The organism is Shewanella seohaensis (genome assembly GCF_023283775.1).
GTDB classification, from domain to species: domain Bacteria; phylum Pseudomonadota; class Gammaproteobacteria; order Enterobacterales; family Shewanellaceae; genus Shewanella; species Shewanella seohaensis.
In genome coordinates this window covers 29,929-50,814 of sequence record NZ_JAKILE010000022.1, presented here as the reverse complement: position 1 = coordinate 50,814, position 20,886 = coordinate 29,929, and the positions used below count along the sequence as shown (strand labels likewise).

At 48.7% G+C, this 20,886-nt stretch carries 19 protein-coding genes and 1 tRNA gene; 15 read left to right on the top strand and 5 right to left on the bottom strand.

Features of this window, described 5'->3' with window-relative positions; genetic code table 11:
* Positions 1-34 precede the first annotated feature (34 nt).
* Positions 35-110, top strand: a tRNA-Glu gene (locus tag L2713_RS19725).
* 493 nt (positions 111-603) lie between these two features.
* Here L2713_RS19725 and L2713_RS19720 read toward each other — a convergent pair.
* The gene (locus L2713_RS19720; RefSeq protein ID WP_248969042.1) at positions 604-2,433 is read right to left on the bottom strand and encodes an ABC transporter ATP-binding protein; all 1,830 of its coding nucleotides are present in this window, start codon (positions 2,431-2,433) and stop codon (positions 604-606) included.
* Positions 2,434-2,726: 293 nt separating this feature from the next.
* Between L2713_RS19720 and L2713_RS19715 the strand changes: the two genes are divergently transcribed.
* The 8 genes from L2713_RS19715 (at position 2,727) to L2713_RS19680 (ending at position 11,483) form a co-directional block, all read left to right on the top strand.
* A complete protein-coding gene (locus L2713_RS19715) occupies positions 2,727-4,244 on the top strand; it encodes a DNA-3-methyladenine glycosylase 2 family protein (RefSeq protein WP_380823564.1) in 1,518 nt (505 codons plus the stop codon).
* 119 nt (positions 4,245-4,363) lie between these two features.
* Positions 4,364-4,930, top strand: a complete 567-nt coding sequence (locus L2713_RS19710; protein ID WP_248969040.1) for a methylated-DNA--[protein]-cysteine S-methyltransferase — start codon at positions 4,364-4,366, stop codon at positions 4,928-4,930.
* A gap of 37 nt (positions 4,931-4,967) precedes the next feature.
* Positions 4,968-6,251: a DEAD/DEAH box helicase gene (locus tag L2713_RS19705; RefSeq protein ID WP_248969039.1), complete on the top strand. Its 1,284-nt coding sequence runs from the start codon at positions 4,968-4,970 to the stop codon at positions 6,249-6,251.
* A gap of 65 nt (positions 6,252-6,316) precedes the next feature.
* A complete protein-coding gene (locus L2713_RS19700) occupies positions 6,317-6,787 on the top strand; it encodes a phosphatase domain-containing protein (RefSeq protein WP_109287768.1) in 471 nt (156 codons plus the stop codon).
* 34 nt (positions 6,788-6,821) lie between these two features.
* The gene (locus tag L2713_RS19695) at positions 6,822-8,456 is read left to right on the top strand and encodes a phospholipase D family protein (protein ID WP_380823561.1); all 1,635 of its coding nucleotides are present in this window, start codon (positions 6,822-6,824) and stop codon (positions 8,454-8,456) included.
* Positions 8,457-8,547: 91 nt separating this feature from the next.
* Positions 8,548-9,471, top strand: coding sequence for a chemotaxis protein CheV (locus L2713_RS19690; RefSeq protein WP_248969037.1), 924 nt, complete (start codon positions 8,548-8,550; stop codon positions 9,469-9,471).
* 184 nt (positions 9,472-9,655) lie between these two features.
* Complete coding sequence (gene sstT, locus L2713_RS19685) at positions 9,656-10,882, top strand: serine/threonine transporter SstT (protein ID WP_109287765.1); 1,227 nt, start codon at positions 9,656-9,658, stop codon at positions 10,880-10,882.
* Positions 10,883-10,958: 76 nt separating this feature from the next.
* Positions 10,959-11,483: a CIA30 family protein gene (locus L2713_RS19680; protein ID WP_248969036.1), complete on the top strand. Its 525-nt coding sequence runs from the start codon at positions 10,959-10,961 to the stop codon at positions 11,481-11,483.
* A 52-nt stretch (positions 11,484-11,535) separates the two neighbouring features.
* Here L2713_RS19680 and L2713_RS19675 read toward each other — a convergent pair whose 3' ends face one another.
* A complete protein-coding gene (locus tag L2713_RS19675; protein WP_248969035.1) occupies positions 11,536-12,915 on the bottom strand; it encodes a Gfo/Idh/MocA family oxidoreductase in 1,380 nt (459 codons plus the stop codon).
* A 335-nt stretch (positions 12,916-13,250) separates the two neighbouring features.
* Here L2713_RS19675 and L2713_RS19670 point away from each other — a divergent pair, with 335 nt between their 5' ends.
* On the top strand, positions 13,251-13,685 hold the full coding sequence (locus L2713_RS19670) for a hypothetical protein (RefSeq protein ID WP_133178891.1): 435 nt from the start codon (positions 13,251-13,253) through the stop codon (positions 13,683-13,685).
* Between the two features lie 135 nt (positions 13,686-13,820).
* On the opposite strand, the gene L2713_RS19665 is transcribed toward L2713_RS19670, so the two are convergent.
* The 3 genes from L2713_RS19665 to L2713_RS19655 form a co-directional block, all read right to left on the bottom strand.
* The gene (locus tag L2713_RS19665; RefSeq protein ID WP_248969034.1) at positions 13,821-14,492 is read right to left on the bottom strand and encodes an RluA family pseudouridine synthase; all 672 of its coding nucleotides are present in this window, start codon (positions 14,490-14,492) and stop codon (positions 13,821-13,823) included.
* Between the two features lie 95 nt (positions 14,493-14,587).
* Positions 14,588-15,142 (bottom strand): protein disulfide oxidoreductase, encoded by a 555-nt coding sequence (locus L2713_RS19660; protein ID WP_248969033.1) that lies wholly within the window; start codon positions 15,140-15,142, stop codon positions 14,588-14,590.
* A gap of 104 nt (positions 15,143-15,246) precedes the next feature.
* Complete coding sequence (locus L2713_RS19655; RefSeq protein ID WP_248969032.1) at positions 15,247-15,873, bottom strand: acyl carrier protein phosphodiesterase; 627 nt, start codon at positions 15,871-15,873, stop codon at positions 15,247-15,249.
* Positions 15,874-16,055: 182 nt separating this feature from the next.
* Here L2713_RS19655 and L2713_RS19650 point away from each other — a divergent pair, with 182 nt between their 5' ends.
* The 5 genes from L2713_RS19650 (at position 16,056) to secD (ending at position 20,874) form a co-directional block, all read left to right on the top strand.
* Positions 16,056-16,259, top strand: coding sequence for a hypothetical protein (locus tag L2713_RS19650; RefSeq protein WP_248969031.1), 204 nt, complete (start codon positions 16,056-16,058; stop codon positions 16,257-16,259).
* 64 nt (positions 16,260-16,323) lie between these two features.
* Complete coding sequence (queA, locus tag L2713_RS19645) at positions 16,324-17,361, top strand: tRNA preQ1(34) S-adenosylmethionine ribosyltransferase-isomerase QueA (RefSeq protein ID WP_011622164.1); 1,038 nt, start codon at positions 16,324-16,326, stop codon at positions 17,359-17,361.
* Between the two features lie 161 nt (positions 17,362-17,522).
* Positions 17,523-18,647: a tRNA guanosine(34) transglycosylase Tgt gene (tgt, locus tag L2713_RS19640; protein WP_011622165.1), complete on the top strand. Its 1,125-nt coding sequence runs from the start codon at positions 17,523-17,525 to the stop codon at positions 18,645-18,647.
* 26 nt (positions 18,648-18,673) lie between these two features.
* A complete protein-coding gene (gene yajC, locus L2713_RS19635) occupies positions 18,674-19,006 on the top strand; it encodes a preprotein translocase subunit YajC (RefSeq protein ID WP_011622166.1) in 333 nt (110 codons plus the stop codon).
* Between the two features lie 17 nt (positions 19,007-19,023).
* Positions 19,024-20,874: a protein translocase subunit SecD gene (gene secD, locus L2713_RS19630; RefSeq protein WP_248969030.1), complete on the top strand. Its 1,851-nt coding sequence runs from the start codon at positions 19,024-19,026 to the stop codon at positions 20,872-20,874.
* The last annotated feature ends 12 nt before the right edge of the window (positions 20,875-20,886 follow it).

Here is a 20,886-nt window from a genome sequence, read left to right as displayed (position 1 = left end):
GCGGGAATGAAAATTCAAATTAATATGTCCTTGTGTCCCCTTCGTCTAGAGGCCTAGGACACCGCCCTTTCACGGCGGTAACAGGGGTTCGAATCCCCTAGGGGATACCACCTCAACTAAGATTAATCGCTAATGTTAGTTGAGAACAATAAGCCACCGTTAGGTGGTTTTTTTGTATCTAAAATTCGCGCTCCTGCCATAAGCCATAAGCCATAAGCCATAAGCCATAAGTCAATTCTATTGAGATAGTATCAGTTTATTTGTATTGGATTGTGTTAGAGGAGTAGGTACTTTCTGCGGTATTTACGTCTTATCAAATCGCAGTACCTATATAAGAGTAAATGGCGTCTCATTTCAGCAGAGCACCATACTTAAAGGGGCCTGTTTGCGGATATTGTTGAGGATGCGGATCCTGTTGAGGATTGAGGAGATTGTGGGGGATAGTTACCTGCAACTAACTCTTTGTGCCTCTCCCCCCTGCCAACAAAGCAAACGCAAATAATAAAGCCAAATAAAAAGGCGACTCGAGGTCGCCTTTTACATACCAAATCAATGATTTTTCAAATCAAAGTGCAAAGTGGTGAGCTTAAAAAACGTTTAAAGCTACTCAATCCCGAGGAAGCCACCCGTTTGATGGGCCCAAAGCTGGGCATAGATACCGCCTGCGGCAATCAACTCTTGATGGGTTCCTTGCTCAACGATACGACCTTGATCGAGCACGATTAATCTGTCCATTGCCGCGATAGTAGATAATCTATGGGCAATCGCGATCACTGTCTTTCCTTGCATCAATTCGTACAAGCTTTCCTGAATTGCCGCTTCCACTTCGGAGTCCAAGGCAGAGGTCGCCTCATCTAGCAGTAAAATCGGCGCATTTTTCAATAGTACCCGAGCAATCGCGATACGCTGTCTCTGTCCACCAGAGAGCTTAACCCCACGTTCACCCACTTGTGCATCTAAGCCATGATTGCCATTAGGGTCAGTCAGTTCATTAATAAAATCATGGGCCTGAGCCTGTTTTATTGCATGTTCGAGTTGGGTTTCGCTGGCATCGGGATTACCGTAAAGAATATTCTCTCTAATTGTGCGATGCAGTAGAGACGTATCTTGGGTCACCATGCCAATCTGTGAGCGCAGTGAGTCCTGCTTGACCGCTTTAATATCTTGACCATCGATACAAATTTGGCCTTTCTCAACATCGTAAAAACGCATCAACAGGTTCACTAGGGTGGACTTACCCGCGCCCGAGCGGCCAACGAGACCGACTTTTTCGCCCGCTTTGATATTGAGGTTAAGATCTTCGATAACACCGGTTTCTTCGCCGTAATGGAAGCTCACCTGATTAAAATCGATACGTCCTTGCTCAACCACTAAGGTGTTGGCATTGGGTGAATCTTGGATAAGTGTCGTCTTGGAAAGGGTATTCATCCCATCGGTTACTGTACCGATATTTTCAAATAACGAACTGATTTCCCACATGATCCACTGCGACATACCATTAAGACGCAGCGCTAAACTCACGGCAATTGCGATCGCTCCAACAGAGATGGCATTGTCACTCCAGAGCAAGATAGACACAGCGGCAATACTGAAGGCGAGCATATAGTTAATCACTTGCACACTGACACTTATCCCCGTGACGAGGCGCATCTGGCGGTACACAGTGTCGAGGAAACTGCGCATACTCGCCTTGGCATACTCGGCCTCTTTATCCGTATGGGCGAAGAGCTTCACCGTGGTGATATTGGTGTAACTGTCGACAATACGTCCTGTCATTGTCGAGCGCGCATCGGCCTGTTCGGTTGAAACCGTTTTCAGCCTAGGCACAAAATACCACTGTAAACCGATATAGAGCGCCAGCCAGATCAGCATGGGGATCACCAGACGCACATCGGCACTGGCCACCATCACCAGCATGGAGGTGAAATACACTAAAATGTACACCAGCACATCGAGGAGTTTCATCACGGTCTCACGCACCGCAAGGGAAGTTTGCATCACTTTAGTGGCAATACGACCGGCAAAATCATTTTGATAGAAGGAGACGCTTTGCTTGAGCAGATAGCGGTGCGCAAGCCAGCGAATCGACATGGGATAATTACCCAGCAAGGTTTGATGCATGATCAGCGCATGGAATAGCACTAATATTGGCATCACCACTAAGACCATCAGCCCCATTAATAGCAGCGTTGAGCCTTCATCTTGAAAGAGTGTCTCAGGGCTTTTTTTCACTAACCAATCGACTAATTGTCCCATAAAGCCAAATAGCGAGACTTCGAGCATGGCGATTAATGCCGTCAGTACTGACATTAAGATAAGCGGTAATTCATAGCCCTTAGTGTAATGCCGACAAAACGCATACACCCCCGTGGGCGGTTTGGTTGGTTCGCCATCGGGCAGGGCTTCAACCCAAGATTCAAATCGTTTAAACATGAATTGACTCTATTTTATTGAGAAAAGTGAATGGGGGAAAACGTCGAGGTGTCTAGCATATAGGATCTTGCACTTTAAAAGCACGCGATGATCCAGTTCCGTTTTCCGCGAGTGTGCTAGCATAGGGTGACGTACAGTAACCGACAAGTACAAAATTGTGAATAAGATTGTCGGATAGCCAAATGAAGCAGACAAGCGTGAGCCAAAATTCAGCCCCAAAACCGCCATTCGAGCAGGCATCGAGCGACTCGCAGGGTTGCCAAATATCCGCCGGGATTTGCCGCGAAGCGCGCATGAGCCGCGATCCACGTTTTGACGGTAAGTTCTTTGTGGGCGTGTTAAGTACGGGGATTTATTGCCGAACAGTGTGCCCCGCAGTAGCGCCGAAGGAAGAAAATGTTCGTTATTTTGACTCGGCCATTAAAGCTGCGCAGGCGGGACTAAGACCCTGTCTGCGTTGCCGCCCAGACAGTGCCCCTGGCTCTAATCCGTGGAAAGGTACTAACACAACCCTGGATAGAGCGATAGGTTTGATTGAAGCTGGCGCCTTATCTGGCGAGCAAGGATTAACGGTGGAGGCCTTGGCAGACAAACTGGGGATCAGCAGCCGTTATTTAAATAAGTTATTTACCGCAGGATTTGGCACTTCACCTAAACAATTTGCCCTCTATCGTCAGTTATTGTTCGCAAAACAGTTATTGCATCAAACGCAGTTGCCCATCACACAGGTCGCCCTTGCCGCAGGCTTTAACAGTATTCGCCGTTTCAATGAGGCATTTCAGCAGGCGCTGCAATTAACGCCTACACAGTTACGAAAATCCAGCCAGAAATCGACGACGAAAATAGACGACGGGGAGAGTGCCGAACTCGTTTGTTCGCAGGAGATGCCAGCGCACAGCTTGAGTCTGTATCAGTACTACCGGCCACCACTCGATTGGTCGGCGCAATTAGCTTTTTATCGCCTGCGCGCCGTCGCTGGCATGGAATGGTTTAGTGACACAGAAGACTCTCACGCCCATGGGGCGATTGACCCAAATACGCCACTTGAGTATGGCCGCACTCTGCAACTTGAGGATATTCGCGCTGTGGTGCATATCGTCCATGAGGCGCCTCTGCATCGCTTTAAAATCACGCTGACGTTAACGCCTGACTCGCCCTTATCGGGCCTACAAAAGCTCATCACCCAAGTGCGACGCATTTTAGATCTCGATGCCGACATGCAGCAGATTGAACACAATCTAGAGCACTTGACCGATCTTAAACTCAGTAGCAAATCCGGGCTTAGGATCCCGGGCGCAGGCTCGGTGTTTGAGGCGGGTTGTCGAGCAGTCTTAGGCCAGCAGGTGAGCGTAGTGCAGGCCACTAAATTACTGAATATATTGGTCGAAGCCTATGGCGAGCGCTTTAGTTTAAACGGGCGCGAATATCGCCTGTTCCCCACGCCGCAGGCGATTCGTGAGGCGAGTCTCGATGAGCTTAAAATGCCCGGCGCACGCAAACTGGCGCTCAATGCGCTTGCGGCGTTTATCTGTGAGCAGCCCGAAGCCTCAGTCGATGCGTGGATTGGGGTAAAAGGCATCGGCCCTTGGACCATTGCCTATGCCAAACTGCGTGGACTTGGCGATCCGAATATCTTCTTGCACACGGATTTAATTGTTAAAAAACAATTATTAGCCAGTGTTGCCGCGCAAAAAGGCGTGGATATTGAAGCGGTAAAACAGCTGGATTATACAACGCTTGCACAGCAGGTGAGTGCGGATATCGCCCCTTGGGGGAGTTATTTAACCTTTCAGCTGTGGTCCAATGCATAAGGTATTTCTGGCCACGCGTTATGGATCCAATACCTAGGCTCCATATGAGAGCCACTAATAGAAACATTATTTGAAACACAGTACGAAACACTGTACTAAAGCCGTTTACGAGAACCATTATGAGCCAGAATTTCTCCCAACTAATTAGCGCGCCAACGGCCAAAGATTATCAGCCCTGCGCTGTCGATACCTTAAGTACCCCAGTGGGCGAACTACAACTCAATGCTAATGCCTACGGATTGAGCCATTTAACGGTCGTGGGCTCGAGCCGAACGGAGATCCCGCTAAAGGTTGCAACTAATGACGAACTTGCGCGGGCCAAAAGCCATATTGAGCAGGCAAAGGCGCAGCTTCAAGATTATTTTCGCGGTGAGCTAACCGAGTTCCACTTAAGTTTAGCGCCTAAGGGCACCGAGTTTCAGCAGCAGGTGTGGCAGGCGCTGGTGCAGGTCGGTTATGGGCAGAGTTGCAGTTATGGCGATATCGCCCAGCGTATCGACAGGCCAAAAGCCGTTAGGGCGGTAGGTGCCGCTAATGGCGCCAATCCCATTGCGATTATTGTGCCCTGTCACCGTATCATTGGTAAAAATGGCCAATTAACCGGTTATGCCTATGGACTTACGATGAAACAACAGCTGTTAATGCTGGAATCGACAAGCAAGGGAGCGCATTTTACGTTAGAATAGCGGTCATATTTGTTATTGATGAGCCATGTAATTTTTTATGACCCAAGCTTCTTCCTCCGTTGCCAGCTTTGCCGAACTTGGCATTATTGCGCCCCTGTGTAATCGACTCACTGAGCTGACCTATGCGGCGCCTACGCCCATACAAGCGGCGACTATTCCGGCCGTGCTCAGTGGCCGGGACGTATTAGCGGGGGCGAATACGGGCTCTGGCAAAACGGCTGCCTTTGCCGTGCCGTTATTACAGCGCCTGTTTGAGGCGAAAACCGCGGAAAAATCGGCAGGCCAAGTGCGTTGTTTGGTACTCGTGCCAACCCGCGAATTGGCGCAGCAAGTTGCCGATAGCTTTTTATCCTATGCCTCTCACTTCAATGGCCAACTTAAGATAGTTGCCGCGTTTGGCGGCGTGTCTGTTAATTTGCAAATGCAAAGCTTACGCGCGGGAGCCGATGTGCTGGTGGCAACGCCAGGCCGTTTATTGGATTTATTAGCCAGCAATGCGCTTAAGTTAAATCGCGTCTCGGCCTTAGTGCTGGATGAAGCGGACCGCATGCTAAGCCTTGGGTTTACTGATGAATTAAATCAAGTGCTTGAGGCGCTTCCCGCCAAGAAACAAACCTTATTGTTTTCGGCGACATTCCCTGAAGAAGTGCGTGCACTCACGGCCAAATTACTCCATCAACCGCTTGAATATCATCTGCAAAGTGAGCAAGAAAGCACCATTGAACAGCGCGTTATCACAGTCAACCGTGAACAAAAAACGGCGCTGTTGGCACACTTGATTAAACAGCATCAGTGGTCGCAGGCGCTTATTTTTGTTAGCGCTAAAAACACCTGTAATCACCTCGCACAGAAGCTGTCTAAACGTGGGATCAGTGCCGAAGTCTTCCATGGTGATAAGGCGCAAGGCGCACGAACTCGGGTGCTCGATGGTTTTAAAAGTGGCGACATCAGTGTGTTGATTGCGACCGATATCGCAGCCCGCGGTATTGATATTGATAAACTCCCTGTGGTGATTAACTTCGATTTACCAAGAAGTCCGGCAGATTATATGCACCGTATTGGCCGTAGCGGCCGCGCAGGAGAGGCAGGTTTGGCGGTGACCTTGATTTCCCATGAGGAATATCATCACTTCGGCGTGATTGAAAAGAAAAACAAAATCAAACTTGTACGTGAACAAATCCCAGGATTTGAAGCGAATGCCGAAATGCCACTCGAAGTGTTAGCGCAGGAAAAACCGCAGGCGAAACCCGAAGGTACCGGCAAGAAAAAGCGTAAACAGTTACCCGCGGCGAACCTTGAATTTTGGGGTAAAAAGTCTTAATTCCTTGGGCGTGAGTTATGCTTAGTGCAACTCATGTCCCTTCGCATCTGGTTTGTGGGAGCAGTATGCAGCATCTATTTTGGTTAGTTGAAGGCAAGATAGCGGGTCGAAGTGGCCCCAACAAGGACCCTTGGGATTTAGCCGAGCTTAAGTCTTTGGGGATCCGTGCGGTGTTATCCGTGAATGGCGGAGAAGGATGTGAGCCGGGCAGTTTTAAGCACCACGGACTACGTTATGAATGCATTCCTTTTTCCCGCAATGTCCCGCCGCAGGAAGGGGATGTTGCTATATGTGTTGCCCAGTTACCGCGGGCGCTGGCTTTTATTCAGCAGTGTGAAGCCGATAACTTGCCTGTGCTAATCCATTGCCGCTCGGGTAAAGACCGTACAGGGCTTATTATGGCCTATTACTTGATGGTGAATGGCGCCGCGCCTTTGCATGCCGTTAGCCAAGTGCGCAGCATTCGCGACATTGCGTTTACTGCCGAAGGTTGGGATCAGTTTGCCTTCGATGTGCTCTATGCGTTACAGGATTAACCATCTGAATTCATAAAATAAGGAATACCATTTAGTGACGATATTCGGGATATCATCGCGCAATTGTGGCGCCGTTTTCGCCAACAAACTCGCTCAACATCTTGCTAAAGTGATAGGGCGTAATCGCAAAATTTATTCCGTCAAACAAATGGTATTTCGTCTCTCGCTTCCCTTTTGGGGGCTTTTGCTCCTGTTGATTAACGGTTGTAGCTCAATGGCAGAATTACCCGCAAAATCAATTGAAACAGCCTATCCCTTAGCCGAAAACTCCACCCTGTATCAGGCGGTAAAAACCGCCATGGCGCAGCATCCCGATCAAACTGGCGTGTTCCCCCTCGGTGATGGGGTCGATGCCTTCGTCGCCCGCTTGTTGCTGATTGAGTCTGCTGTCAGCAGTATCGATCTGCAATATTATATTTATCGTAATGATGAAACGGGCCGCTTGCTGACGTGGTTTTTATTGGATGCTGCGGATCGCGGGGTGCGAGTGCGTTTATTGCTGGACGATATGACAAGTGCAGACATGGACGAGCAGCTAATTGCCCTCGCTCGCCACCCTAACATCAGTATTCGACTGTTTAACCCGAGCACCGAGCGTAATTACCGCGGCCTTGCCATGTTGTTTGGTTTTAGTCGCTTAAACCATAGGATGCACAATAAGTCGTTCACCGTGGACAATGTAATGACCATTGTCGGTGGACGTAATATTGGTGATGAGTATTTTGCGGCGAATCGTGACCTCGAATTTGGCGATTTTGATCTATTAGCCATGGGCGATGCAGTGCCTAAGGTATCCGATGAATTTGACCTATATTGGAATGCCGACTCCACCCATTCGATTGAAGTGTTGAGCGATCATAACCCCACGCAGGCGGAGCTTGAAGCGCTAGCGCAGCAAATGAGCGAGCAGCGTGAACAGTCCAACTCCAGCGAATATGTGAAGCGTTTAGCCCAAAGCCAGTTATTGGCAAATCTGCAGAGCGATAGCATGACTTGGTTTTGGGGCAAAGCCCTAGTGTTGGTTGACCCGCCCGATAAGTTGCTGCAAGGCGATAAATCCACTTGGCTGCTCAGCCAGTTATTACCTTACCTGACGCAGGTGGAGTCCGAGTTACTCATCATTTCGCCTTATTTTGTGCCGACGCAATCTGGAACCGATCTGCTTACTCTCTTAGCGCAGTCGGGCAAACGGGTACGTGTGCTCACCAATAGTCTGGCGGCAACCGATGTGCTGGCGGTGCATGCAGGTTATAAGCAGTATCGTAAAGCCTTGTTGGCCGCGGGCGTTGAAATCTACGAAGTGAAAGCACAGGCGGGTGAGCGCTCACACAGTTGGCATGGTAGTTCAAAAAGTAGCCTGCATGCCAAATCGTTTGTATTTGATAATAATCAGATATTTGTGGGCTCATTTAACTTTGATCCCCGTTCTGCGGCGGTGAATACCGAGCTTGGATTGCTGATCACTCAACCGCAATTTAGTCAGCAAGTGGCTCACAAAATTGAGGAAAAACTGGCAAGCAACACCTATCGGCTCGCTTTAGAAGAGGGCGAGTTGGTGTGGTGGGATGATGCCAACAAGCAGCGCTACGACAGTGAGCCCGACGCGGGATTTTGGCGTATTTTTGTCGCCGATTTCCTCGGGTTACTGCCAATAGAGTCACAGTTATAAGCTAAGGTGACTAAATAGCGGTTTTAGCTGTCGCAACTCATTTTGCGAACCGCTATGATAAAAACAGAATCGTTAATGAGAATTTAGGTTTATGAAAAGCAAGGCAAGTCAATCGCAAGGGCTATTACTGTTTCGGTTATCGCAAACACAGGTCTTTGCTCTGGGCACGCTAAAAATCCGTGAGTTAGTGCCATACACTCCGCTGAGTAAAATTCCTCAATCTCACCCTACTATCATGGGGGCCGCAACGATTCGCGGCCATACCATTCCCGTGGTGGATATGGCGGCAGCGATTGGTTACCGCCCCATCAGCGATGAAGAGCGCCAACATTGCTATATCATCATTACCGATTGTCAGCGGATGATTATCGGCTTTTTGGTGCGGGCGATTGATAAGATTATCGAGTGTAATTGGCGTGATATTGAGGCGCCTTCGGCTAATTTAGGCCGCAATGCCTTTTTAACCGGAGTAACACGTTACGATAATCAGTTGGTGCAGTTACTCGACGTTGAGTTGTTGCTGTCGAAGGTGTTCCCCGATGCGCCCGAGGCTAATCGTGCCATTTTAACTGACGTGCAGCGCGAGAAGCTAAAACCCATGCGTATTTTGCTGGTGGATGATTCTAAGGTCGCGCGTAAACAACTCTCTGATGCGCTCGATAGCATTAACATTCCTTATTTTGTGACCCCGGACGGTAAAGATGCGCTCTCGATTATGGAGCAGGCCGCCGCCGAGCATCATCCTATTGATATTCTGGTGAGCGATATTGAAATGCCAGGGCTCGATGGCTATGAGCTGGCGTTTGAAGTCCGGGATAATCCACTCCTAGCCAATGCCTATATTATTTTGCATACCTCACTTTCGAGCGAGATTAGTGTCAGCCAAGCCCACCAAGTTGGCGCGAATGAGGCGCTCACTAAGTTTGATGCCCACGAGCTGGTGGAAGCCATGCTACGGGGCGCCGATTTAGCGGCAAAGCGGGCAAGCTCTGCGCCAAACAAGGCATCAAACTAAGCGTCAAACTGGGCGCTATGTTGGATTTTTGTAAGGGTTTTGCAGGGGCTGGGTAATTTAATCGGCTTATTTCCCTGCAAAGCTAGACAAGTTCCATCACATCCTATAAAAACCTTATTGGCCTCAATGTTGAAGGTGTGGGGTGGGGAAACTCAGCCGAAATATAATAACGACAGGTTAAGTCATGAAACAAGAATCATCTTTTTTAGCCAAGTTGGCTAATGGCAGTTTGGTGCTGCAAATTCTCGTGGGGATCATCGCTGGTGTGAGTTTAGCCAGTTATTCACATGAAGCCGCAAAGCAAGTCGCGTTTTTAGGTAGTCTCTTCGTAGGTGCATTAAAAGCCATCGCACCTATTCTGGTGTTTATCCTTGTGGCGTCTTCCATCGCCAATCAAAAGAAAAATACTCAAACCAATATGCGCCCGATTGTGGTGCTGTACTTATTTGGTACCTTCGCTGCTGCGTTAACCGCCGTGGTGTTAAGCATGCTGTTCCCAACCAATTTAGTGTTGGTTGCTGGCGTTGAGGGCACCAGTCCACCGCAGGGTATTGGTGAAGTATTAAATACCTTACTCTTCAAACTGGTTGATAACCCAGTTAATGCGTTAATGACGGGTAACTACATTGGCATTTTAGCTTGGGGTGTGGGTTTAGGTTTAGCCCTGCACCATGCGAATGATTCGACCAAACAAGTGTTTGCCGATGTGAGCCATGGTATTTCGCAAATGGTGCGTTTTATCATTCGCTTAGCACCTATCGGTATCTTCGGTCTGGTAGCGGCAACATTTGCCGAAACTGGTTTTGCCGCTATTGCCGGTTACGCTCAGCTGTTGGCCGTGTTACTCGGCGCGATGGCGATCATAGCTTTAATTGTTAACCCACTGATTGTTTACGTGAAAATTAAACGTAATCCTTATCCTTTAGTGATCCGTTGTTTGCGCGAAAGTGGCGTAACTGCATTTTTCACCCGTTCAAGTGCGGCGAACATTCCTGTGAACATGGCGCTGTGTGAAAAATTAAAGCTGCATGAAGACACCTATTCTGTCTCTATCCCGCTAGGCGCAACTATTAACATGGGCGGCGCGGCGATTACCATTACTGTGCTGACCTTAGCCGCGGCGCATACCTTAGGCATTCAGGTGGATTTATTAACGGCGTTACTGCTGAGTGTAGTGGCGGCGATTTCGGCCTGTGGTGCATCTGGTGTGGCTGGTGGTTCGTTACTGCTTATTCCGTTGGCCTGTAGCCTGTTTGGTATTTCCAATGATGTGGCCATGCAAGTGGTTGCCGTCGGCTTTATTATCGGGGTTATCCAAGATGCGGCCGAAACCGCACTGAATAGCTCTACGGACGTGATTTTTACCGCCGCAGCTTGTGAAGCCGCTGAAAACAAAGCTAAACTTGGATAAAGTGTGCTGTTGTTAGTGTAGAAAAAGTATCATAAGAGCAGTCACCTCGGTGGCTGCTTTTTTTATGGGAGTAGTTATGATCCTTTTCGATTTTAAGGACTTAGGTGCGGCTAAGTCTTGGTATGGTGTCAATGATACTGTGATGGGCGGCCTGTCACGCAGTAAGCTCACCATCTCTCCGTTAGGTTATGGGATGTTTAGCGGCCATGTGTCGCTGGCCAATGGTGGTGGGTTTGCCTCGGTGCGCTGCGAGTTTGCACCGCTTGATGTCGGGGAGTTTAGTGGGATTTACCTCGAACTCGACCGCGACAGGAGCAAGCATTACAAAGTGAATCTTAAGGATGCCGATACACCGCAGAGTACGGTTTATCAGGCGCCAATGCCCGATGCTAAGCATCAATCCTTTGGCGTTAATGGTGGCAGTATTATTCACTGGCAGCGTATCGAAATTCCTTTTACGGCGTTTCATCCCCAGTGCCGTGGTAAACCGATTGAGCGTGCTGCGATCGATTTAAGCCGTTTGACTAGCATAGGGCTGGTGATTGGCGCGCAGCAAAGTGGTGATTTTTCGTTGAGGATTAGATCGATAGGTTGCTATTAAAGGAATAAACCTGAGTTTATCCCTTTACGTTAACCGCCCGCTTTCGAGCGATTTAGGCGCCGACAATCCCTAAGGGCGTGGCATGTTCCCACGCGCCGCGGGTAAAGTCGGGGAAGTTGACCGAGTTGCTGCGGTTATTCAGCGATTGCTCACTTAATATATTTACGACAGACCAAGCGGCGCCATCGTAGACATCCTGATCGAGCGCCTCGCCGTTACGTAGGCAATAGACCATACGCCAGAGCATCACAAAATCCATCCCGCCGTGACCGCCGTTGATTTCGGCTTCTTTACCGATTCGTTGCCACAGTGGGTGATCGTATTTGTCATACCACTTTTGCATGTCCATATCCCACTCGTGGTAACTCTTACCAAAACCGCCGTGCTCAACGGCAATCCGATTTGGGAACCCGGCAAAAACGCCATTGGTGCCTTGGATAAGGTTATGGCGGCTGTATGGCCGAGGGGTGGTGGTATCGTGCTGAACCATTATGGTTCGGCCCTTAACGGTTTTAATCAGGCTAGTGCTCATATCGCCATTGATATACTTGAGCTGATTACGCTCATGATCGGCGGGGAACTCACGTTTGGCATACAGCGCGCGCCCGAGCGCGGGTGAACTCATGGAGGTGAGATAATCGAAACGGTCACCGCGGTTGATGTTCATATATTGAGAAATCGGCCCTAAGCCGTGAGTAGGATATAAGTTACCGTTGCGTTTGGTGTGCCAGTAGGTACGCCACGAACCGGTTTTATGGTCGATTTCCTTCATTTGCCAGCGCAGCTCATGGATATAAGCGGCCTCACCGTGGAGCAGTTCACCAAACACACCTTGGCGTACCATGTTGAGCACCATCAATTCTTCTCGGCCGTAATTGACGTTCTCCATCATCATGCAGTTTTTCTGAGTGCGTTCGGCGGTGTCGACAAGTTGCCAGCATTCTTCCACTGTCAGTGCTAATGGCACTTCCACAAAGGCGTGTTTACCACTTTCCATGGTATCTATGGCCATGGGAGCGTGCCATTCCCACGGGGTCGAAATAATCACAATATCGATATCATCGCGGTTTAACAGTTCGCGATAGCTGAGATCATTCCCTGTATAGACCGCAGGTTTGGGCCGGTTTTGGTTAACGATATGCTCAACGGCTCTATCGATAACGGTTTGGTGGGTATCACATATGGCTTTAAGTTCTACGCCTTCTAAGTGACAGAATTGTTCGACATGGCTAAAACCCCGCTCTCCCACACCGATAAAACCGACTCTAACCAGCTCCATTTTCGGGGCGATAAGTCCGATAACGGATTTTCCAACGCGGGGTTTAGGGGCAACGCTGCTGGCGTTGGCACTGAGGGCAATATTGGCCGTAACTAGGCCTGCGGTAACGGCGCCCGCGGCTTTGAGAAAATGGCGGCGATGAATATTGTGCATAAGCTTCCTGCATTATTTTTGATTATTTGTAGGGCGATATATATCCCGTTTGTTATATCAGAATCCTAAGCTGAGTGAATAATAAAAGATGTAACAAGCTCATTCGTGGGGATGAATGCGCAAGATGTGAAATAAGGTATTTATCTTTACTTTAGCGATAGGTAAATAGTGATAAAGATCGCGTTTTTATTTTCTAATTAAGCTACACTGCCGATTAATTAATCAGGCTAAATTATCTTTTAGTTTTTAAACGTTTAGCAAATTTAATTTAACCAAAAAATTACATTTTATGGTGGATTTGGGGTAATTTGCGACTCGGGGGAGTAAAGCGGTAAATGGGTTCTATGCTTAATGTACTACCACAACTGACGTTCACTTTAGGTGAGTGGGTATTGCATAAGGATATCAGGATGTCTGGGATTGAAAAACGCCGTCGCCTTCATTGGCGGGAGTCAGATATGCAAAATCGAGAAATTATTGGTCGTTGGTTAGATGAGCGTCCACTGCTTGGTGACAAAATTACCCTCTATAAAGAAGCGGACAAATATTATTTAGAAACTTGGTTTAGCGATGGCTGCCATAGTTTGGATGAAGTGAATCTGTCCAATACGCCGCAGGGCCAAAAAGTGGAAGATGTCGGCGGCAACTTCTTCGGTGAATATTTTATGGTGACGCCTGCTATGCAACTCCAGTTTTGCAATGAGCAGGGCAGTTATTTCCAAGTCGATAAGTTGATGGCGGATATTGATTTCAATCAGCGCGTGGCTTAATGAGTCGCAGTGAAATACGCTAACCAATAAATCGGCAAATACTAAGCCGATTGGCTAAATACGAGGTCGCTTAAGGCGACCTCGTGTCTTTTTAAGGCCTATCCATTAATTAGGGTTATTGCTTAAGGTTATGCGCTAAACCGAGAACGGATGCTTACTGTAAAAATGCATGGCTTTACCCGAGTAAGGATGGGTAAAACGTAAACTTTGGGCGTGAAGGCAGAGTCTCGGTCTGGCTTTTATCACTTCATCATCGCCATAAAATTCATCCCCAAGAATGGGATGCCCCAAGGCAAGCATATGCACCCTCAGTTGGTGGGTTCGGCCCGTTTGTGGCGTTAATTCGACTAAGGTGCTGTTTTCGCGTCTTTCTAGCACTCGGTAATGGGTCTGAGCACTCTTTGCGCCAGCCGTCCCCGGCATTTGAGTCTTTTGATAGGGCGGGTGCTCGGGATCGGGCGCGATGGCTAAATCGATTATCCCAGCATCCTTTGCAATCAAACCCATGACCTCGGCTACATACACTTTCTCGTTTTGCCTATCTTGGAACTGGGTTTTTAACTGGGACTCAGCCTTTTTGTTGCGAGCAAACACCATAATGCCTGAGGTGGCGCAATCGAGTCGATGCACGAGAATGGTGTCAGGATACAAGCGTTGTAGTCGGGTGAGGGCACAATCGAAGGTATGTGCGGCTCGGCCGGGATTAGACAACAATCCAGAAGGTTTATTAATAATGATCAAATCCCTATCTTGATAGCGAAGATCTATCCAAGGGACTGAAGGGGGCTGGTAATCAAATATCTGCATCGTATCCTCATCATTTGCGCGGTCATACTAGCAAAATATCAGTCACTAAGCAGTATATTCTCGAGCTGGCATTGGCTGAGGCTGTTAAAACTGAACTAGAACTGAGCCAACCACAATCTGAACTTCATGCCCCAAGTCGAGGTGACTCCCGAGGTGACATAACGGATCTCCCCTTGGGTATCGATAATATAAATAGCCGGAAATGCCATCGCGCCCCACTGAGTACTTCGCTCACCATTGTCATCGTTTAGCACCGGAAAGTGATATTGATGCTCGTCCATATAGTGCTGGATCTCGCGATCACTGCCAGAAGCCACGGCCACTGAAATCACCTTATGGTCTTGGCTGATACTCTCAACCATAGGGGAGGTGACGCGGCACACCGGGCACCAAGTGCCCCAAAAATACACCAATGTTGGCTCACTCTTCGCGGAATTAAGAGCAAGCTGGCTGCCATCAATGGCAATACCGTTTAATACTGGCGCTTGACCGGTGATCATATCCCGCTGCAAATAGAGGCTGACGCCGTAGAGCACCAGCGCCATGATGCTAAGATCCCTAAGCTGTTTAAGCCAAAAGCGCGGGCTTTGCAGTTTTTGGCGCCAACTGAGTGGTTGAGCTGGCTTAGGGCTTGAGTTTGCTGACGTCACTGTGACGGAAACCTCACTGAATAGGCGTTATCGCAAAGGCGTTAGAGTAAACGCTTAGGCTTAAACAAGGCTTGATACCAGAATACAGGCGTTCGACTTAGAGCTTAGTCGGCTGAGCCACTGGGTAAATAGTCACTCGGGGTTTTACGACTCCAAATACGGGTGTAGGCCATCAACTGAGGGTAGAAGGTGCGAAAGGCGGTTTCTGTATCTATCTGCATTTTCGCTAACAGCTTATCTGCGCCGTTAAATAAGTCACTGTGCGGATGACCTTTGGCCCGTTGTGCTAATGCCTGTTGAATGCCTTTAGGCGTGGCGTATGTGTTTAACCAATCTTGACTGCGCATATCGGCGATGATGTCCAGACAGGACTGTGGGTGATACTCATCGTTTTGCGCGGCAAATTCTGCCAGTTCGCGATAGGCTTTTTGGCTAAACTCGGGTAGTGGTAGGTGATGATATTCTTCCCAGTAGTAAGCTAAATAATGATCGAAACTTACGAACATCAAATCTGCTGCTATGCTTGTTAACTGGGCAGGGAACAGGGCCATCAGCTCTTGGGTCAGTTCATGGGTGGCGCAGAGCTGATTGATTTCTTGGTTTAACCACAGTCCTTGGCGAAGTGCTTGCGGCGCAGAATCGATTGGCGCGGTGATAAAATTGCCTGCCAGATTGGCGCCTAGATGGGTTTTACTGATCTCGGCCAGATGTAAGTGTGTAAGAATGTTCATTTTTTGTGCTTGGTTAATCGCGTTAGTTCACGGTATCATGGGCGGGCGCGCTGAGGAAAGCGCAAATAGGCAAAAATCGTGTGCTTTTCTAAGGGAGTGCTTACGTTAGCGTTTCAATTGGAGGGTAAATGCTGACGCGGGACTGAAAATGCACCAATCAATTAACCTGTTAAGGATCATGGATGATGTGGAACTGGTTTACCAAAATGCTCGGTAAAGACGCGCGCCCTAAGCGTAAAAAAGTGCTTGTCGATATACCCTATGAGCAACATAGCTTTCGTATGGATCATTTTTCGCGGACTCGGCCTAAATATGATGTCGATGATGCGTTAGCCTCAAATGTGCTAAATGAGTCAGACGCAGATATGGATATCGCGAACAAGTAATCTTGATCTTATTGGCCTCTAACCATAGACTAGCCGCCGTTCTAAGCTATCTAGAGGCCTTTGCATGCGCGTAACAGACTTTTCCTTCGATCTTCCCGACGAACTCATCGCTCGTTATCCCATGGCGCAACGCAATGCGTCACGTCTGTTAACCTTAGATGGCAATACTGGCACGCTCGCCGACAAACAGTTCACCGATCTGCTGGGGATGATTAATCCCGGCGATTTAATGGTATTTAACAATACTCGGGTGATCCCAGCGCGTTTATTTGGCCAAAAGGCCAGCGGCGGCAAACTCGAGATTTTAGTTGAGCGTATGCTTGACGATAAGCGCATCCTCGCCCATGTGCGTAGCTCTAAATCCCCGAAGGTGGACAGCATTATCCACCTCGATGGCGGTTATGAGATGAAAATGGCTGCGCGCCACGACGCCTTATTTGAACTCGAACTCTTATCCGACTTGACGATTTTAGAAGTGCTCGAAGCAGTAGGGCATATGCCACTGCCTCCTTATATCGACCGTCCCGATGAGGATGCCGATAAAGAGCGCTATCAAACCGTGTATAACCAAAACCCCGGAGCGGTTGCCGCGCCAACGGCGGGATTACACTTTGACGATGCAATGCTCGATGCTTTAAAGGCCAAGGGCGTGAATATCGCGTTTGTGACCTTGCACGTCGGCGCAGGGACTTTCCAGCCCGTGCGCGTTGATAACGTGCTCGAGCACAAAATGCATTCAGAGTGGGCCAATGTGCCGCAGGATGTGGTGGATTTAATTGCCCAAACTAAAGCGGCAGGCAAGCGTGTGGTCGCTGTGGGCACGACGTCCGTGCGCTCACTGGAGAGCGCGGCCCGTGCAAGTGAAGGCGAACTGAAAGCCTTTAGCGGCGATACCGATATCTTTATCTATCCTGGGTATCAGTTCCAAATCGTCGATGCCATGATCACTAACTTCCACCTGCCGGAATCGACGCTCATCATGTTGGTCAGTGCCTTTGCCGGTTTTGATCATGTTATGGCGGCGTATCAACATGCAATCACGCAAAAATATCGCTTCTTTAGCTATGGCGATGCCATGTTTGTGACGAAAAAAGCTCACTAGACCAAGATTTTGTTTTAAAATAGCCGCCCACATTGAGTTTGGGCGGTAATTTTTTTCAGCCGAAGGTTGAACCTTTTGGATCTGCCCCTATCTCTATTGTTAATCAAAATGGCGCGTGCCATTACAAATGTAGTCAGACTGTTTATCTGGCGAGGTGAATTATGAAATTTGAACTCGACACTACCGACGGCCGTGCGCGCCGTGGCCGCTTGATTTTTGAACGCGGCACGGTGGAAACCCCAGCCTTTATGCCTGTTGGTACTTACGGCACGGTAAAAGGCATGACGCCTGAAGAAGTGCGTGCTACTGGTGCGGACATTCTGCTCGGTAACACTTTCCACCTGTGGTTACGTCCCGGCGAAGAAATCATGCGTAAGCATGGTGACTTGCACGATTTTATGAACTGGCAGCGTCCTATTCTGACCGATTCGGGCGGTTTCCAAGTGTTCAGTTTGGGTGACATTCGTAAAATTACCGAAGAAGGTGTGCATTTCCGTTCGCCAATCAACGGCGAGAAAATCTTCTTAGATCCTGAAAAATCAATGCAAATTCAACATGCATTGGGCAGTGATGTGGTGATGATTTTTGACGAATGTACTCCGTATCCGGCGACAGAAGATGAAGCGCGCAAGTCAATGCAGATGTCACTGCGTTGGGCTAAGCGTTCACGCGACGAGTTCGACCGTCTGGAAAACCCCAATTCATTATTCGGGATCATCCAAGGCAGTGTTTATGAAGATTTACGCGACGAGAGCTTAAAAGGCTTAGTCGAAATTGGTTTCGACGGTTATGCCGTCGGTGGTTTGGCCGTAGGTGAGCCTAAGGAAGACATGCACCGCATTCTTGAGCATGTCTGTCCACAAATTCCTGCGGACAAACCTCGCTATCTGATGGGGGTCGGTAAGCCAGAGGATTTAGTTGAAGGTGTGCGTCGTGGTATCGACATGTTTGACTGTGTGATGCCAACCCGTAACGCCCGTAACGGTCATCTGTTTACCAGTGAAGGTGTGATTAAGATCCGCAATGCGCGTCATCGTGATGACACTTCACCGCTCGATCCTAAGTGTGATTGTTATACCTGTAAAAACTATTCACGGGCATACCTTTACCATTTAGATCGTTGTAATGAGATTCTGGGTGCGCGTTTAAACACCATTCACAACTTGAGATACTATCAAATGTTAATGGAAGGTTTGCGCGGGGCGATTGAGACGGGTACATTAGACGCCTTTGTAAAGGACTTCTATACCAGTCAAGGTCGTGAAGTACCAGAGTTAGTCGATTGATTTTTTGCTAATAAGAAGAGAAAACTATGTTCATTTCAAATGCATATGCAAATGCTGCAGGCGCTCCACAGGGTGGCGGCACCATGGAATTGATTTTCATGCTGGTGATTTTCGGTCTGATTTTCTATTTCATGATTTTCCGTCCGCAATCTAAGCGTGTTAAAGAGCACAAGAACCTGATGTCATCTTTAACCAAGGGCGACGAAGTCCTGACCAGCGGCGGTATCTTAGGTAAGATTGCAAAGATCAGCGATGAAAATGACTACGTGTTACTGAGCTTGAACGACACGACTCAAATTACAATTAAAAAAGATTACATTGCAGCTGTATTGCCTAAGGGCTCTATCCAGTCGTTGTAAGCCAAGAGGGCTCAGGCGTGTTAAATAAATACCCAATGTGGAAAAACATTATGGTGGTGCTCGTCATCGCCATAGGTTGTTTCTATGCCGTACCTAACCTGTTCGGTGAAGATCATGCGGTGCAAGTAGTGGCGACTCGAGGTGCTGAAGTCACGGCATCTACCCAAGCCAGAGTGAACGAGCTGTTAGCCAGTAAGGGCATTGCGGTAAAACGCTCTGAGCTTGAAAAAGGTCAATTGTTGGTTCGCGTACAAAACGCGGATCAACAGTTGCTGGCCAAGGAAACCATCGCCGAAGATTTAGGTGACAAGTTTACCGTGGCACTTAACCTTGCCCCTGCCACACCGCAGTGGCTCGAGTCTATGGGCGGTAGCCCAATGAAACTCGGTCTGGACCTTCGTGGTGGTGTGCACTTCTTAATGGAAGTGGACATGGGCGAAGCCATCCGCAAGATGGAAGAGGCCAAAGTGGCCGATTTCCGTTCTCAATTACGTGAAGAAAAAATCCGTTACGCAGGCATTCGCAACAATGCGCAAGGTATCGAGATTAAATTCCGTGATGCCGAAAGTTTAGTCAGTGCAGAACGTTTCTTAAAATCTCGAAGCAACGATATGATGTTCAGCGATGTGAGCAAGGGTGAAGACTTTGCCCTGCAAGCCGTCATGAGCGAAACCTATCTTAAGCAGATTAAAGAAGAAGCGCTACAGCAAAACATTACCACTATCCGTAATCGTGTGAACGAGTTAGGGGTAGCTGAGCCTGTGGTTCAACGCCAAGGTGCTGAGCGTATTATCGTTGAGCTGCCAGGTGTACAAGACACTGCCCGCGCTAAGGAAATCTTAGGTGCAACCGCATCGATTGAATTCCACATGGTGGACGATAAGGCCGACCCCAATGCGGCGCAATCTGGCCGTGTACCTGCGGGTTCTGAGGTGTATCAACGCCGTGAAGGCGGTCAAGTGGTATTGAAGAAGGAAGTGATGCTAACGGGTGATCATATCACTGGCGCACAACCTAGCTTCGACCAATACAGCCGTCCACAGGTGAGCATCAACCTCGATGCTAAAGGCGGTACCATTTTCTCTAACGTGACTAAGGACAATATCGGTAAACCGATGGCGACCTTGTTCATCGAATATAAAGACAGCGGTGAGCGTAACGCCGATGGCAGCGTTAAGATGCAGAAAATCCAAGAAGTGATTTCTGTGGCGACCATTCAAGCGCGTTTAGGCCGTAACTTTGTGATCACCGGCTTAAGCCATGGTGAAGCACAAAACCTCGCACTGCTGCTGCGTGCCGGTGCCCTGATTGCGCCCGTATCGATTGTGGAAGAACGTACTATCGGTCCAAGCCTAGGTGCAGAAAACATCGAAAGCGGTGTGCAAGCCATGATTTGGGGTATGGCAGTCGTACTTATCTTTATGCTGGTTTACTACCGTAGTTTCGGCTTGATCGCTAACTTAGCCTTAACGGCCAACTTAGTGATGGTGGTTGGGGTGATGTCTATGATCCCTGGCGCCGTATTAACCCTGCCTGGTATTGCGGGTATGGTGTTAACAGTGGGTATGGCGGTTGACGGTAACGTACTGATTTACGAGCGTATCCGTGAAGAGTTACGTGCAGGTCGCAGCGTACAGCAGGCGATTCACGAAGGTTACGGTAACGCATTCTCTACCATCGCCGACGCTAACATCACGACCTTCTTGACAGCTTTGATCTTGTTCGCCGTGGGTACTGGCGCGATCAAAGGCTTCGCGGTGACCCTGATGATCGGTATTGCGACATCGATGTTTACCGCTATCGTGGGTACTCGCGCAATCGTGAACGCGATTTGGGGCGGTAAGCGCGTGAAGACGCTGTCTATCTAAGGGGAAGCGATA

Bases quoted from the DNA above. Each gene is read 5' to 3' on its own strand.
- tgt (WP_011622165.1), top strand. From the start codon at position 17,523: ATGAAATTTGAACTCGACACTACCGACGGCCGTGCGCGCCGTGGCCGC.
- L2713_RS19715 (WP_380823564.1), top strand. From the start codon at position 2,727: ATGAGCCGCGATCCACGTTTTGACGGTAAGTTCTTTGTGGGCGTGTTA.
- L2713_RS19710 (WP_248969040.1), top strand. From the start codon at position 4,364: ATGAGCCAGAATTTCTCCCAACTAATTAGCGCGCCAACGGCCAAAGAT.
- L2713_RS19650 (WP_248969031.1), top strand. From the start codon at position 16,056: ATGATGTGGAACTGGTTTACCAAAATGCTCGGTAAAGACGCGCGCCCT.
- L2713_RS19665 (WP_248969034.1), bottom strand. From the start codon at position 14,492: ATGCAGATATTTGATTACCAGCCCCCTTCAGTCCCTTGGATAGATCTT.
- L2713_RS19700 (WP_109287768.1), top strand. From the start codon at position 6,317: ATGCAGCATCTATTTTGGTTAGTTGAAGGCAAGATAGCGGGTCGAAGT.
- L2713_RS19705 (WP_248969039.1), top strand. From the start codon at position 4,968: ATGACCCAAGCTTCTTCCTCCGTTGCCAGCTTTGCCGAACTTGGCATT.
- L2713_RS19680 (WP_248969036.1), top strand. From the start codon at position 10,959: ATGATCCTTTTCGATTTTAAGGACTTAGGTGCGGCTAAGTCTTGGTAT.
- sstT (WP_109287765.1), top strand. From the start codon at position 9,656: ATGAAACAAGAATCATCTTTTTTAGCCAAGTTGGCTAATGGCAGTTTG.
- L2713_RS19670 (WP_133178891.1), top strand. From the start codon at position 13,251: ATGGGTTCTATGCTTAATGTACTACCACAACTGACGTTCACTTTAGGT.
- queA (WP_011622164.1), top strand. From the start codon at position 16,324: ATGCGCGTAACAGACTTTTCCTTCGATCTTCCCGACGAACTCATCGCT.
- L2713_RS19675 (WP_248969035.1), bottom strand. From the start codon at position 12,915: ATGCACAATATTCATCGCCGCCATTTTCTCAAAGCCGCGGGCGCCGTT.
- yajC (WP_011622166.1), top strand. From the start codon at position 18,674: ATGTTCATTTCAAATGCATATGCAAATGCTGCAGGCGCTCCACAGGGT.
- L2713_RS19690 (WP_248969037.1), top strand. From the start codon at position 8,548: ATGAAAAGCAAGGCAAGTCAATCGCAAGGGCTATTACTGTTTCGGTTA.
- L2713_RS19655 (WP_248969032.1), bottom strand. From the start codon at position 15,873: ATGAACATTCTTACACACTTACATCTGGCCGAGATCAGTAAAACCCAT.
- L2713_RS19720 (WP_248969042.1), bottom strand. From the start codon at position 2,433: ATGTTTAAACGATTTGAATCTTGGGTTGAAGCCCTGCCCGATGGCGAA.